5 protein-coding genes and 1 pseudogene are annotated in these 14747 nt (G+C 70.3%); 3 read left to right on the forward strand and 3 right to left on the reverse strand.

The genetic code is table 11. The annotated features are described in order from the left end of the window. The first annotated feature begins 442 nt into the window (after nt 1-442). Together CMC5_RS19650 and pbpC are read left to right on the forward strand one after the other, a co-directional pair. The gene (locus tag CMC5_RS19650) at nt 443-6187 is read left to right on the forward strand and encodes an Ig-like domain-containing alpha-2-macroglobulin family protein (protein ID WP_050431855.1); all 5745 of its coding nucleotides are present in this window, start codon (nt 443-445) and stop codon (nt 6185-6187) included. Beyond that, nucleotides 6184-8613, forward strand: coding sequence for a penicillin-binding protein 1C (gene pbpC / locus CMC5_RS19655; protein ID WP_050431856.1), 2430 nt, complete (start codon nt 6184-6186; stop codon nt 8611-8613). Before CMC5_RS19650 ends, pbpC begins: the two co-directional genes overlap by 4 nt. A 247-nt stretch (nt 8614-8860) precedes the next feature. On the opposite strand, the pseudogene CMC5_RS19660 reads toward pbpC, so the two are convergent. Both CMC5_RS19660 and CMC5_RS19665 read right to left on the reverse strand, forming a co-directional pair. Next, nucleotides 8861-9976: pseudogene (locus CMC5_RS19660) on the reverse strand (DUF1501 domain-containing protein); the annotation flags it as partial. A gap of 11 nt (nt 9977-9987) precedes the next feature. After that, nucleotides 9988-12312, reverse strand: coding sequence for a DUF1588 domain-containing protein (locus CMC5_RS19665; RefSeq protein WP_050431858.1), 2325 nt, complete (start codon nt 12310-12312; stop codon nt 9988-9990). 406 nt (nt 12313-12718) lie between these two features. Here CMC5_RS19665 and CMC5_RS19670 point away from each other — a divergent pair, with 406 nt between their 5' ends. Beyond that, nucleotides 12719-14056, forward strand: coding sequence for an FHA and sigma-54 interaction domain-containing protein (locus CMC5_RS19670; protein WP_245678530.1), 1338 nt, complete (start codon nt 12719-12721; stop codon nt 14054-14056). 160 nt (nt 14057-14216) lie between these two features. Here the strand turns inward: CMC5_RS19670 and CMC5_RS19675 are convergent, their stop codons facing one another. Beyond that, the gene (locus CMC5_RS19675; protein WP_156338735.1) at nt 14217-14729 is read right to left on the reverse strand and encodes a hypothetical protein; all 513 of its coding nucleotides are present in this window, start codon (nt 14727-14729) and stop codon (nt 14217-14219) included. Between the last annotated feature and the right edge of the window lie 18 nt (nt 14730-14747).

A 14747-nucleotide genomic window follows, 5' to 3' on the forward strand; every position in this document is an offset into this window, starting at 1 on the left:
GCGATGGTCGTCGTGATGTCGTCCCGAGGACGCGACGACGCCGTGAAGTTCGTTGTCCTGTCGTCCCGAGGACGACAAGGCTGACAAGATGGCGGATGGGCTTCCGCGATGGTTGCAGTGCTGTCGTCCCGAGGCTGCGATGGCTCCGTGAAACGCCTCGTGCTGTCGTCCCGAGGACGCGACGACGCCGTGAGTTTTGCTGTCCTGTCGTCCTCGGGACCTCATGGATCCGCGCGGGGACGAGGTCGATGCGTCCCACGAAGGGGTGAACGGAGGCCGATGGCCCGACGTCTCGTTCGAGGACCAACTGCACCCGAGCGCGCGCGGGTCGACCGGCGACGACGGGCGTGTGGAACGTGGAACGTGCGGTGAGGACGGGGGGAAGGGGGACGCGGTGATCCGCCACTTGCGTCCGCTGGGCCAACATCCTTGACTCGCGGCCATGCGCTTCTCGCTTCGCGCTCCGGGTTTCCGGGCAGCGCCGTTCGGCCTCGCCGTTCTCTCGTTCGGTCTCGCGTGCGTGCAAGGGGCCCGCGCGCCTCAGGTGCCGACGCGAGGGACGCTGGCGCCAGGCGACGGGGAAGGGATCGCGGTGGAGGCGGGGGGGCCGTTCCGGGTCGTGTTCGGCTCGCCTTCGGGAGCGACGCAGGAGGCGACGGAGATCAGCCTGGTCTTCAACCGGCCGATGCGTCCGCTGGATCTCGCGGGTGAGGAGAAGGCGGCGCCGGCGAAGCTCACGCCGTCGGTGCCAGGGCGCTGGAACTGGGTGGGGACGAACGCGCTCACCTTCGTTCCCACCGAGCGGCTGCCTCGCGCGACGGAGCTTGCGGTGGAGGTCCCCGCTGGGACGCGCGCGCTGGATGGGTCGGCGCTGGAGAGCCCCTACGTGCTGCGCTTCAGCACGCCACGGCCGCGGCTGGTGGGCACGGAGCCGCTGGAGGGGGCGGACCTCACGCCGACGTCGCGGATCACGCTGCGGTTCAACCAGCCGATCCCGGATGCTTCGATCCAGCAGCACGTCACGCTCTCGGCGGGGCCACCGGGCGCCCAGCGTGGGTTCGGGAAGGGGCAGGCGCTGAAGTTCGAGGTGCGAAGGCCGGATCCGGAGAACCGGATGCTCGCGGAGATCGTGCCGGCGGCGCCGATGCCGCTCGATCGCGAGCTTTCGCTGGTGGTGGGGCAGGGGCTGCGTGGATCGGAGGGGCCGCTGGTCGCGGACAAGGAGGAGCGGATCCGCTTCCGCACGTACGGGCCGCTGCGCGTCGAGACGCTCGACTGCAGCCGCGAGACGCCGCACAAGCAGTGCTCGGCGGAGGGCGGTCTGTCGCTGGACTTCACGAACCGCGTGAAGATGCGTGACCTGAAGCAGGCCTTCGCGACGGAGCCGAAGGTGAAGATCCGCTGGCCGGAGTGGATCGGCGACGACGACCTGGTCCGTTACCTCTCGCTCTACGGGCAGTTCAAGCCCGCCCAGAAGCTGCGGGTGAAGGTCGCGGCCGGCCTGAAGGACGAGCACGGACAGGCGCTCGGTACGGCGTTCTCGCAGGATCTCGTGTTCGATGATCGGTGGCCCGAGGCGCAGATCGGGGTGGTGGGGAGCATCTTCGATCCGTCGTCGCGGCGAGACATCCCGGTGGCGTCGGTGAACGTGAAGTCGCTGGAGCTCGCGACGGGGGCGATGACCGAGGACGCGATCCTCGCGCTGGAGGCCGACAAGCACATGCCCGGGCGCAGCCCGCGCCTGGAGGAGATCGCGGCGCTGCCGAACGGCAAGCGCGTGGTACTGCGGCCTCAGGCGGCGCTGAACAAGCCGGCGACGCACCCGGTGCGGATCGAGGACGTGCTCGGGGGCAAGGACAAGCGGGGGCCGGTGGCGATCGGGATCAGCTACACGTCCCAGCCAGGGACGAACCGGGCGCGTGTGGAGTCGGAGGCGCGTATCGTCCAGGTGACGGATCTCGGGGTGAGCGCCAAGGTGTCGCCGCACGGGACGTTGGTGTGGGTGACGCGGCTGTCGAGTGCGGCGCCGGTGTCGGGCGCCGAGGTGACGATCCGCAGGCCCGACGGGGCACCAGCGACGGCGCGCACGGACGCGAACGGGTTCGCGACGATCCCGGCGAGCGCGTGGACGCCGGATGCGCACCTCCGGGAGCGGTCGGTGCTGTTCGTGCGCTCGGGGGAGGACTGGACCTACCGGCGCGTGGACGACACGGTGAACGGGTGGCGTTACGGGGTGTCGTACGACTTCAACCCGGACAAGCCGTTCGGCCTGGTGTTCTCGGATCGGGGGATCTACCGGCCGGGTGACACGGTGAAGGTGAAGGGGATCTTCCGCGAGGAGGCGGGCCGCAGGACGACGACGCCGGCGGGGCAGATGGTCCTGGTGTCGCTGGACGGGCCGGAGGGCGAGACGCTGCTCCAGGCCGAGCCGACCTTGAGCGCGTTCGGGACCTTCTCGCTGGACATGAAGATCCCGGCGACCGGGAAGCTCGGAACCTACGCGGTGAACGCCTCGGTGGTGGGGAGCGCGCGCGGGTGGCCCGATGCGACGTCGACGGTCGAGGTGGCGGAGTACCGGCCCGCGGAGACGAAGGCGTCGGTGGAGCCGGATCGGCCGAGCTACGTGCGCGGGGACAAGGCGACGTTCGTGGCGCGAGGGGACTACCTGTTCGGCGCGCCGATGGGAGGAGCCGACGTGCGGCTCAGCGTGACGCGCACGCCGACGTCGTTCTCACCGCCAGGGCTCGACGACTTCGTGGTGGATGCGTCGGTGTTCACGTCGGCGCTGCCGGACGCGGAGCCGCGCGGGGAGGAGTTGCAGAGCGCGCGGACGAAGCTCGACGCGAAGGGGGAGGCGCCGATCACGACGTCGCTCGCACTGCCAGGGCAGCGGGGGCCGGAGTCGATCACCTGCGAGGCGGAGGTGATGGACGTGTCGCGTCAGTCGGTGGCTGCGAGCACGACGGCGATCGCGCATCCGGGTGAATTCTATGTCGGGATCAAGTCGCCGCAGCTCTTCGTGAAGGCGGGCGAGACCTTGAAGCCGGAGATCGTGGCGGCGGATCCGAAGGGGAAGCGGGTCACGCAGGCCGCGGTGAAGGTCGACCTGGTGCAGCGGACGTGGACGGTGGCGCGGCAGGTGAGCGGCGGCGGGTACCGGAGCGTGAGCGCGCCGGTGGACAAGGTCGTCGGGAGCTGCTCGGTGACGACGGCGCAGGCGGCGCAGAGCTGCTCGGTGACGGTGCCGTCGGCCGGGTACTTCCTGCTGCACGCGACGGCGAAGGACAAGCGGGGGAACGCGGTGGCGTCGGCCGTGCCGGTCTACGCGACGGGCGAGGGGTCGATCGGGTGGGGAGACAGCGATCGCTCGCGCGTGGAGCTGCTGCCGGATCGAGAGCACTACGAGGTGGGGCAGACGGCGCGGATCCTGGTGAAGTCGCCGTTCACGTCGGCGGACGCGCTGGTGACGGTGGAGCGCGCCGGGGTGTACACGCGGGAGCGGGTGACGCTGACCGGGGCGGCGCCGATGCTGTCGATCCCGATCACCGACGATCTCTTGCCGAACGCGTTCGTGTCGGTGCTCCTGGTGCGCGGGCGCTCGACGCCAGCGGGGGCGAAGGCGACCGGAGGGAAGGCGACGCCGGACATCGGCGCACCGACGTTCCGGCTGGGCTACGCGCGGCTCGCGATCAACCCGACGTCACGGCGGCTCGCGGTCGACGTGCGTCCCGACAAGTCGGAGTACCGGCCCGGGGCGCCGATCACGGTGGACGTCGGTGTGCGTGACAGCGCGGGCAAGCCGGCGCGCGCCGAGGTGACGCTGTACGCGGTGGACGAGGGCGTGCTCTCGCTCATCGGCTACAAGACGCCCGACCCGCTGGAGGTGTTCTCGGGCGCGCGGCGCTTGCAGGTGGCGACGATCGAGTCGCGGGAGGCGCTGGGGCGCGTGCGGAATCCGTTCGCGGATCTCGGCGAGGACAAGGGGCTGTACGGCGGCAGCGGGGCCTCGGGGGGGCTCGGGGTGCGCCGCGATTTCCGGCCGAGCGCGTACTACAACCCGTCGCTGGTGACGGATGCTTCGGGGAAGGTGCGGGCGTCGTTCAAGCTGCCGGATGGCCTGACGACGTACCGGATCATGGCGGTGGTGGCCGCCGAAGACGATCGCTTCGGCTACGACGAGGAGCGGGTGGTGACGAGCCGGCCGCTGATGGCGCGGCCCGCACTGCCGCGGTTCCTGCGCGCAGGGGACGTGATCGACGCGGGCGTGGTGCTCACGTCGAAGGGGATGCCGAAGTCCGAGGTGGAGGTGACGCTGACCGCCGAAGGGCTCTCGCTGGGCAGCGCGGCGAAGCAGTCGGTGACGCTGGAGCCAGGCCTGTCGAAGGAGGTGCGCTTCGCGCTGTCGGCACCGGCGGTGGGCACGGCGAAGCTGCGCTTCGAGGCACGCGGAGGCGGCAACGACGACGCGGTGGAGGTGACGCGGGAGGTGAAGGCGCCGGTGTCGCCCGAGGCGGTGGCGCTCTACGGGGACACGACGACGGCGAGCGCCGAGCAGCTCGGGGATCTGTCGGCGCTGCGCAGCGACGTGGGCGGGCTGGAGGTGAGCCTCGCATCGACGGCGCTGGTGGGCCTGGAGTCGGGGATGGAGCAGCTCCTGGAGTACCCATACGGGTGCACGGAGCAGCTCGTGAGCCGGCTCGTGCCGCTCTTGCCGCTGCGGGATCTGGCGCGCGATTTCAAGCTGCCGTTGCCGAAGGATCTCGACGGGGTGATCACCAAGACCGTCGCGGCGATCGTGGCGAACCAGCGTCACGATGGGGCGTTCGGGTTGTGGGGGGACTCCACGATGTCGAACGACTGGGTGACGGCGTACGCGGCGTGGGGACTCGGAGAGGCGCGTCGGCACAAGGTGAGCGTGCCGAAGTCGTCGATCGAGATGGCGACGCATGCGCTGCGGCAAGTGCTCTCGCGGGACGTCAGCAAGGATACGGTGAGCCGCGCGGCAATCCCGTTCGTGCTCGATGTGCTGGCCGGCCTGGGGAGCCCAGATCCGGGGCGGGCGTCACGGGTGTTCGAGCAGCGGGCCGAGCTGCCCATGTTCTCGAAGGCGCTGCTCCTGCACGCCCTGGTACTCGGCAAGGGCGATCGAGGGCAGATCGACACGCTGGTGCGCGAGCTGGAGAGCACGCTCCGCGTGGACGGGGCGGTGGCGCGCGCGACGGTGAACGCGGGCAATGCGTACGCGGAGCTGATGGACTCGGAGACGCGCAGCTCGGCGCTGGTCCTGCGGGCGCTGCTCGCGGCGCAACCGCAGCACCCGATGGGGGCGCGGCTCGCGGCAGGTCTGCTCGCGGTGCGGCGCGGCGGGACATGGCGGAACACGCAGGAGGCGGCGTGGTCGCTGCTCGCGCTGGATCAGTACCGGAAGGCGCAGGAGAAGACGGCGCCGGACTTCGACGCGCGGGTGTTCCTGGGGCAAGCAGAGATCTTCATGGCGCCGTTCCACGGGCGCGACGTGAGCCAGGCGAGGACGGCGATCGCGGCGGCGCGGCTGGTCGGCGCCGGGGGCGCGCCGCTCGCATTCTCGGTCGAGGGGTCGGGACGGCTCTTCTACCAGGCACGGCTGCGGTACGCGAAGAAGGAGCTGCCCGCGAAGCCGCTGGAGCGCGGGTTCTTCGTGCAGAAGACGCTGCGGCCGGTGACGGCGGAGGAGCTGTCGCGGGCGCTCGGTGAGATGGGAGCGCGCTCGGCGAGCCAGTTCGTGGGCGGTGATCTGGTGCTCGGCGAGGTGGTGGTGGTGACGCCGTCGCCGCGCGACTTCGTGGTGATCGACGATCCGCTGCCGGCCGGGTTCGAGGCGGTGGACGCGCGGCTCGCCACGACGGCGGGGAGCCTCGACGTGGACCGAGGGGACGAGGATCGGTACGACGACGAGGAGGAGGACATGGACGCGCGGGCGATGCGTCGCCGGTACGATCGGAGCGCGTTCATCCGCGAGGTGCGTGACGACCGGGTGCTGTTCTTCGTGGATCACATGAGCGCGGGGATGTTCCGCTACCGCTACCTGGCGCGAGCGACGACGCTCGGGAAGTTCGTGCTGCCGCCGACGCGCGCCGAGGAGATGTACCAGCCCGAGGTGTTCGGTCGGACGGGGGCGGGCAAGATCGAGGTGGCCGCGAAGCGATGAGCGTCGTGGCACGGCGAGGGCGGCGGGCGCTGAAGGTGGCGGTGGTGCTGCTCGTCGCGCCGTGGCTCGTGCTCGCGCTCTGGGCGGTGGTGACGCCGCTGCCGTCGGAACTCACGGAGGGGGCCGAGGGCTACGACGTCTCGGTGGTGTTCCGGGATCGGCACGGGGTGATGCTGCGCGAGCTGCGGGCAGGGGACGGGGCGCGGGCGCGCTGGGTGCCGCTGTCGGCGATGGGAGAGCGGATCCAGCGGGCGTTGCTCGCGGCGGAGGATCGGCGGTTCGCGGTGCACCCGGGGGTGGATCCGCTGGCGATGGCGCGGGCGCTCGGGCAGCTCTGCGTCGAGGGGCGGGTGGTGTCGGGGGCGTCGACGCTGACGCAGCAGCTCGCGCGGACGGTGAGGCCACGGCCGCGTACGGTGCGGGGGAAGCTGTCGGAGATGGCGCTCGCGCTGCGCATCGAGGCGTCGCTGTCGAAGCGCGAGATCCTGGAGCAGTACCTGAACCGGGTGATGTTCGGGCCCGGTGTGCGCGGGGTGGAGGCGGCGAGCCGGTTCTACTTCGACAAGGGGACGGCGGAGCTGTCGCTCGCGGAGGCGGCGGCGCTGTCGGCGTTGCCACGAGGGCCGGCGCTGTACGATCCGCGGCGCGGGACGGAGCGGCTGCTGCGGCGGCGGGATCGGATCCTGGAGCGGATGGAGGCCGGAGGTCTGGCGACGGCCGAGGAGGTGGCGTCGGCGCGCGCGGAGCCGATCGGGATCGCGCGTCGAGGGGGGAGCCTGGGCGCGCCGCATCTGGTGTACGCGGTGCTCTCGGGGGCGGCGGATCCGGTGGTGGGGGCGCTGCGGGATCGTGCGAGCGAGGTGACGCTGTCCATCGAGCGGGGGCTGCAGCGAGAGCTGGAGGTGCTGTCGCAAGAGGTGGTGCAGTCGCTCGCGGCGCGGGAGGTGTCGGCCGCGTCGGTGGTGGTGCTCGACAACGCGACGGGGGAGATCCTGGCGTATGTGGGATCGCCGGACGCGGAGGACGCGCGGCGGCTGGGGCAGAACGATGGGGTGCTGGCGCGGCGGCAGCCCGGGTCTTCGCTGAAGCCGTTCGTGTACGGGCTCGCGATGGAGCGGCTCGGCTACGACGCCGGGACGGTGCTGCCCGATGTGGCGCTGGAGCTGCCGCTGCCGTCGGGGGGGAGCTACGCGCCGCAGAACTACGATGGGCGCTTTCACGGGCCCGTGCGGCTGCGCGAGGCGCTGGCGAACTCGTACAACGTGCCGGCGGTGTGGGCGGCAGCGGCGCTGGGTCCAGAGCGGGTGCTGACGCGGCTGCGGGAGGTGGGGCTGTCGACGCTGGACCGGGAGGCGTCGCACTACGGGGTGGCGATCGCGCTCGGGGATGGAGAGGTGCGGTTGCTGGATCTGGCGGCGGCGTACGCGACGCTCGCGCGCGGGGGGCTGTTCTTGCCGGCGCGGGCGGTGCTCGGTGCGCAGGATCGCGCTGGAGAGGCGCTGGCGCTGCCGGTGTCGCCCGCGCCGGTGCAGGTGCTCGATGCGGTGCGGACGCGGATCATCACCGACATCCTTTCGGATCGGCGCGCGCGGATCGGGGCGTTCGGGGAGGGGAGCGTGCTGGAGCTGCCGTTCGAGGCGGCGGTGAAGACGGGGACGTCGAAGGGGTTCCGGGACAACATCGCGGTGGGCTACACGCCCGCGGTGACGGTGGCGGTGTGGGTCGGTAACTTCGACGGGTCGCCGATGAACGGGGTGAGCGGGGTGACGGGGGCAGGGCCGCTCTTGCACGAGGCGCTGGTGGCAGCGTCGCGGGTCCGGCCCGCCATGCCGTTCGCGGCGCCGGATCCGGAGGCGACGGTCGAGGTGGAGATCTGTGCGCTGTCCGGGCAGCGACCAGCGTCTGTGTGTCCGCACCGGCGGCGCGAGTGGCTGCCGCGCGAAGAGGTCGCGGCGCTTCCGGCGTGCGAGATGCACGAGGTGGTGCGGGTGGATCGGCAGACGGGGCTGCTCGCGGGGCCGCTGTGCCGGGGGGACGAGGTGGAAGAGCGGGTGGTGGAGCGGTTCGACGCGCGGCTGTCGACGTGGGCGCGCGCGGCGGGGCGGCCGCTCGCGCCGGAGGGGGTGTCGCCTCGGTGCGGTGAGCTGCCGGTGCGCGAGGGGGCGGCGTCGCGGGGGTTGGCGCTCCTGTTTCCGGCGGATGGGGCGCGGTTCGTGATCGATGCGGCGGTGGGATCGGTGCAGGCGATCCGGCTGCGGGCGGCCATCCCTGCCGGGGCGCGGAATGCGCGCTTCGTGATCGGGGGGAGGGTGATCGCGGCGCCGCTGGGGTGGGCGGACTTTCAGCTCGTGCGCGGGGTACACCGGGTGCGCGCCGAGGCGGACGGCGTCGCGCCGAGCGAGGTGATGGAGTTCTCGGTGGAGTGAGCGGAGCGGACGCCCGACCGGCCGCGCAGGACATGCGCCGCGCGCTTCCGGTCGAAAATCTCGCTGAGGGGGGAGGAGTGAGGGGCCGCGCGAGGAGCGCTCAGCCGAAGAACGGCAGCGACTCGCTGGTGTCGGTGAGCTCGAACTCGCGGGCGATCTCGGTCGTGTCGATGCCGGCGAGCTTGCGGAGCGCCTTGTGGACGTGGCCAGGCGTCATGCGGATGCCGCTGTCGGAGGTCTCGAGCGTCTGCGGGTTGACGTTGTGCGCCGCGTGGCGGTCGTCGGTGGTGCCGATGACGCGGTTCCCCACGATGCCGGGCCCCATCATCATCATGCTGGTGATGTTCCAGTGGTCCTTGCCGTTGCCGCTGTTGTAGCCAGGGGTGCGGCCGAAGTCGGAGCCGATGACGACGTAGACCTTGTCGGCGATGCCCGAGGCCTCGGCGAATTCCATGAGCTGGTCCACGCCCGTCCAGATGCGGCTCAAGGCGGGGATGTGGTCGTTGTCATGGTTGCCGTGGGTGTCGAAGCCGCCGGTGCTCAGGTTGGCCGTGACGCAGATGCCCGCCTTGTACGCGGCGATCGCGACCTGGGCCTGCCGGGCGATGCCGTTCTGGTAGTAGGTCTCGGGCAGGTACTGGATGAGCTGCTTCAGCTCGTTCTGGCCGAGGCGTGAGGTGTAGAGCGTGCTCATCGACTGCCGCAGACGGGGCAGGCGCTGCTGGTTGAGCTTCACCTGGTGACGCTCGGCGCGCGCCGTGGCGATGCGATCCATCGTCGCCTCGGTGTGGTAGAAGCGCGTGTTCTCGTCACCCGGCTCGATCCGGTTCGGGTAGGCGACGCGCCCCAGCGTGCTGGTGTCGGGAACGCGGGTGACCGGCACGAGGCTGGCGGTGAAGTCGTAGCCGCCGTTCGAGATGAACGACATGGCCTGCGTGGGGGCGTGGACGCCAGCGAGCATCGCCGCGAGCGAGGGGCGGCCTTCGCTGAGGGTGCCGCTCCAGGTGGTGCGGACGCCGGCTTCGTGGCTGTTCGTGCCGGTGTCGATGCCGTTGATGACGAGGAGCCGGTTGCCCCACTTGGTGAAGAACTCCGCGTTCGTCCCGACGGGCGCGTACTTGATCGCACCGGCGGTCTCGATCTCGGACGTGAGGTAGTTGTTCATCCGGTCGGGGTCGTCGAGCGACTTCGCCCCCTTGGGATCGCAGAAGCTGGTCGGATCCCAGCCGCCGCCCGCGTGGACGAAGAGCCAGAGCGGGCCGGTGTAGGGATCGGCCGCCCTCGCTTCTCCGGAGAACTGGCTCCCAACGGCGACGCCGAGGCCAGCCATCGATGTCAACTTGAGGAAATCTCGACGGTCCATGGCTGCTCCTGTCACTGATAAAGGAAGCGGTAATCCGACAGCAGGTACGTCATGACGCTCATCCAGGCGCGGACGGTGTACGTCTCGTCGCCAGCGACGTGCATCGCTTCGGGGAGGGGCTTGGCGCTCCAGAACTCGTCCCTGACGTGGCACTGGCCCGGCAGATCGCGCGGGATGCGATCGGGATCGCCCTCGGGCTTGGCCATGCCGGCGGTGCCCTCTTGCCAGGTGCCGAGGAAGAGCTGGTAGGTGCGCTCGATCTCGGGGTGGCTGAGGTCGAGCACCTCGCCCAGCACCCGCTTGTGGAGGTACTGGATGTTCTTCTTGATCGCCTCGATGGCGGGCTCGACGTCGAAGCCGTTCCTGTCCTTCGGCTCGAAGGTGACGTCGACATAGGGGAACAGGAGGCGCTCCTCCTGCGGGATCGAGAAGTCACGCGGCACGGCGCGGCACGACATCTCGTTCGCCATGCGGTCGGAGACGTTCGCCATGATGCCGTTCGGCTCGCCGATGCGCTGGAGGACGTCGAAGTGGTCGACGCCGCCGTAGAGCAGCTTGTAGCGGTTGCCGCTGAGCAGGTAGTCGGTGCCGAAGCGGCCTTCGCGCCAGGGGTAGCCGCTCACCGCCCAGATCTTGCGGTGGAGCGCCTCGGGCGTGAGGAAGCGGGAGCTGGCGAGCTGCAACAGCTCGAACTGGCGCGCTCCGCTGAGGTCGCCGCCGTAGTTCCGCGCGCGGAAGTAGGGGCTCTTGATGATCGACTTGAACACCACGCGGATGTCGTAGTTGCTCGCCTCGAACTCCTCCGCGAACTGGTTGAACATGTAGTACTGCGCGAGGTACGCGCGGAACTTGTCGCTGAAGTTCTCCTCGCCGCTCATCGGGGAGAGGAGCGGCTTCTGGCCGGTGAGGCCGGTGAGCACGTTGTAGATCTGCGAGAGCGCGAAGCGCGGGTCCTTGGCGAGCCGCCCGGCACCCCACACGTTGGCTTCGGCGAACTCGCCATAGGGCATGTTGTCGCGGTTGAAGCCAGGCGGGATGAGCGTCTCGGGCCAGTTGCGGTCGACGCGGTAGGCGCCGAGGTCGCCGAACTTCTGGAACCAGCCGGCCACGGGGTCGATGTTGTTGTGACACACCGTGCAGTTGGGGTTGTTGAGCGTCGGGTTGAAGTCGGTCACCGCCGAGGTGTCGATGCGGCGCTCGGCCAGCTTGAGGACGTCGGTGCCCAGGAAGACCTGGTAGACCATGCGCGCGCGGTGCCGGTTCAGGTTCGTCGCCGAGGTGGGGTGCCGGGCGAGCCACATGGGGGAGCTGAGCACGCCGCTGTGGGGGTAGCCGTCGCGCTTCACCTCGACGAACTCCGCGGGATCGGCGTCGTTCTCGAAGGTGGGGGCGAGGCCCCAGGACCTGGCCGAGAACGGGTTCACCATCATGTAGTCGGCGGTGACGACCTCGGTGAAAGGCCGGTTCTCACGGACGACGTGGGCAATGAGCTCGAGGGGCTCGCGGGCGACGCCCTGGACCGTGAAGCGGCGCAGCTTGTTGATGAGATCGTTCCAGCTCGTCGCGCCGTACTTCTCGATGAGGTCCGGCTGGTAGGCGACGTCTTCGTACCAGCGCGGGTTGTACTCCTCGCTGGAGAGGAGGTTCACCGCGTCCTCGCCGTTGAGGTAGCGATCGGTGTGGAAGATGTCCCCGTAGATCTCCTTGAGCCGGGTGTAGAACATCTCGTCGTGCATGTACTGGTCGAGGAGGACGTCGAGCGCGCCCATGCCGCCTTCCTCGACGGCTTCTTCCTCCTCGGGGGTGGGGAGGCGGCCGAGGAGTTCGAGCGCGGCCATGCGCAGCGTGTCGGGCGCGGACGCGAGCTGGACGCCGTGGAAGAACGCGGTGGTGTGCGTCTCGCACGCCGACGGCTCCTTGTAGCGCTGCACCATCTCGGCGAGGATCTCGTACTCGCGGCTGCCTTCCTCGATCACCTTGCCGCCGCCGTGGGAAACCTTCTCGGTCGGCTTGAGCAGCGCGAGTGACTCGCCGCCCTGCTCCAGGGTGGCGACGTGCCGGAAGATGTCCATGTTGGTGCTGAGGAAGCCGGCCTCGCTGGAGTTCTTCAGCACGAGGCTGGTGTTGCCAGCGAGGCCTTGCGGGTTGTGGCAGCCGATGCAGCTCGCGGTGAGCACCTGGGCCCAGGTCTGCTCGGCGAAGAACATCTCGTCGGAGACGCAGGCCTCCTCGCTCTCGCCGCTGCTGCAGCCGCTCCCTGCGACGGCGCCTGTCGCGGCGAGCGTCGCGAGGCCGAGGGCCCCAAGATAACTGTGAAGTCTTCGTCCTCTAGGCATGTCGGCCTCGTCGGATGCCGGGAGCGGCGCTCCGGGTGAAAGGATCAACGAGCAAGCTCACGTCCGCGTGTTCGACTCGTGACCGGAGCAACGCGGCGCGCTCGGAGAGAGACGCGACCGTGTTGCGCTTCGGCGAGATGCGGAACGCTCCGCAAGTCGCCCGGGTCGTTCACGTGTCGAGCACGAAGCGTACCGTCCCGTGACGCGAGGTTTCCAGCAGCAAATCACGGCTGCGAGCGCCTGATCAGGTCGATCGCCCTGGACCTTTTCTGGTCCAGGGGACGTGTCGGTGTCCCCGGTGCGGGCGGTGTGGGGGCTCGCGTGCGCTGGTGTCGCGCGGTGCGTCGCGCGTGCGCCGCGTGTGGTGGTGGGTGTCGATGTCCGGGCGTGGTGGAAGGATGCAGCGGTGTGGCCGTGTCCGCTCGAGTCGCGCTACCGTGGCTTCATGAGCGCGTTGAGCGACGCCACCCGCGCCCGTGCGGTGCAATGGTTCGTCCGTGGGGGGAACCTCGTTTTGCCAGGGCGAGAGGCGATCCGGATCGGGGTGTCGCCGGTCGTGATCGGGCGTGATCCGAGCTGTGCGGTGGTGCTGGACGATCGCGAGGTGAGCGCGACGCACTGCGAGCTTCGCGCGGAAGGGCCTGGGGTGCTGCTGCGCGATCTTGGCAGCCGTAACGGCACGTTCGTGGGCGGGGTGCGGGTGAAGGAGGGGATCCTCACGGCGCCGTGCTCGATTCACGTGGGGGGGAGCGTGCTGGGGTTCGAGCCGCTCGAGAAGGAGCGGGTGGAGGTGGGGTTCGACGAGAACTTCGGTCCGCTGGTGGGATCGTCGCCGCGGATGCGGCACCTGTTCAGGCTGCTGCGGGAGGTCGCGCCCACGGATCTTTCCATCCTGGTGACGGGGGAGACGGGGACGGGGAAAGAGCTGGTGGCGCAAGCGGTGCACGAGCACTCGACCCGGCGCGCTGGGCCGTTCGTGGTGCTCGACTGCGCGTCCATCCCGGGTCCGCTGGCGGAGAGCTTGCTCTTCGGGCACGAGCGGGGTGCGTTCACCGGGGCGATCGAGCGGCGGAGCGGGGCGTTCCAGGACGCACACAAGGGCACGATCTTCCTCGATGAGCTGGGAGAGCTGCCGCCGGAGCTGCAGCCGAAGCTCTTGCGGGCGCTGGCGGAGCGGAAGGTGAAGCGGGTCGGCGCGAGCGCGTACGAGGCGGTGGACGTGCGGGTGGTGGCGGCGACGCGGCGTGATCTCGGGAAGTCGATGAACACGGGGCAGTTCCGCAGCGATCTGTTCTTCCGGATCGCGCAGATGCGGATCGAGCTGCCGCCGCTGCGGGAGCGGCGCGAGGACATCCCGCCGCTCGTGCAGCGGGTCTGCGAGCGGATGGGTCGACTGGAGCGGGCAGAGGACGTGGTCGAGCTGATCGCGAGCATGCTTTCGCAGCACGACTTCCCGGGGAACGTGCGTGAGCTGGTGAACGTGGCGAGCGTGGCGGCGAGCTTGCCGCCAGGCGCAGAGGCGGTGGCGTCGTTGCTGCCGCTGGAGGGAGGGGGCGAGGTAGCGCCGGCGCTGAGCGCGTTCAGCGAGGCGAAGCGGGCGGCCGTGGGGGCGTTCGAGCAGCGCTACTTCAGCGATCTGCTCCGGGCCACGGATGGGAACGTGAGCGAGATGGCGCGCCGGGCAGGGATGGAGCGGCACCACGTGCGCGCGTTCTTGAAGAAGTACGGGCTGTCGGCGCGGTAGAGGTCAGAGGGGTTCGGCGCGCGGGATCGGGCGCTGGGGCCGAGCAGCACCTGACCTCGTCGATGCAGGTCGAGGCGCCGCCCGTCTCGTGGATGCAGGGCGAGGTGACGGCCGTCTCGTGGATGCAGGGCGAGGTGACGGCCGTCTCGTGGACGCAGGATCAAGCGCCGCCGTCACCGCCTGCACCGCCAGCGCCGCCGTCACCGCCGGTGCCGCCCGCGCCGCCGGTGCCGCTGGTGGTCGTGGTGGTGGTCGTCGAGGGATCGTCGCAGTCGCCGCAGCCCGCGCCTTCGTTGGGCTCGCAGGTGCCGTTGTTGTTGCAGTCGGCGAGCGGGGGGCAGCGGGGGTGGCTGCCGTAGCAGTCGTCGCAGGTGCAGTCTTCGTCGCTGGGGTTGTCGGGATCGTAGGTGCAGACACCGTCGTTGTTGCAGGTCTGCTGGCAGCGGGCGGTGAGCGTGCAGTCGGAGCATTCACAGGGCTCCGGATTGCCTCCGCGGGCGTTGCAGTAGCCGTCGGCTCTTCCGCCGTTGCACACGAAGCGGGTGTCGGTGCTGCCACCGACGGAGACGGAGACGGTGGCGTCGGCGTTGAGGTCGTCGCCGCCCGTGCAGCCGCCTGCGGCCGTGATGGAGACGAAGAGACAGGAAGCGAGCAAAGCTAGCCAGGAGCGCATGGGGTCCGAGCATCTCTC

Origin of the sequence: Chondromyces crocatus (assembly GCF_001189295.1) — a bacterium.
GTDB lineage: Bacteria > Myxococcota_A > Polyangia > Polyangiales > Polyangiaceae > Chondromyces > Chondromyces crocatus.

What these genes read in the sequence shown, in the direction of transcription:
- CMC5_RS19665 (WP_050431858.1), bottom strand. Translation starts at nt 12,312, where the DNA reads ATGCCTAGAGGACGAAGACTTCACAGTTATCTTGGGGCCCTCGGCCTC.
- pbpC (WP_050431856.1), top strand. Translation starts at nt 6,184, where the DNA reads ATGAGCGTCGTGGCACGGCGAGGGCGGCGGGCGCTGAAGGTGGCGGTG.
- CMC5_RS19650 (WP_050431855.1), top strand. Translation starts at nt 443, where the DNA reads ATGCGCTTCTCGCTTCGCGCTCCGGGTTTCCGGGCAGCGCCGTTCGGC.
- CMC5_RS19675 (WP_156338735.1), bottom strand. Translation starts at nt 14,729, where the DNA reads ATGCGCTCCTGGCTAGCTTTGCTCGCTTCCTGTCTCTTCGTCTCCATC.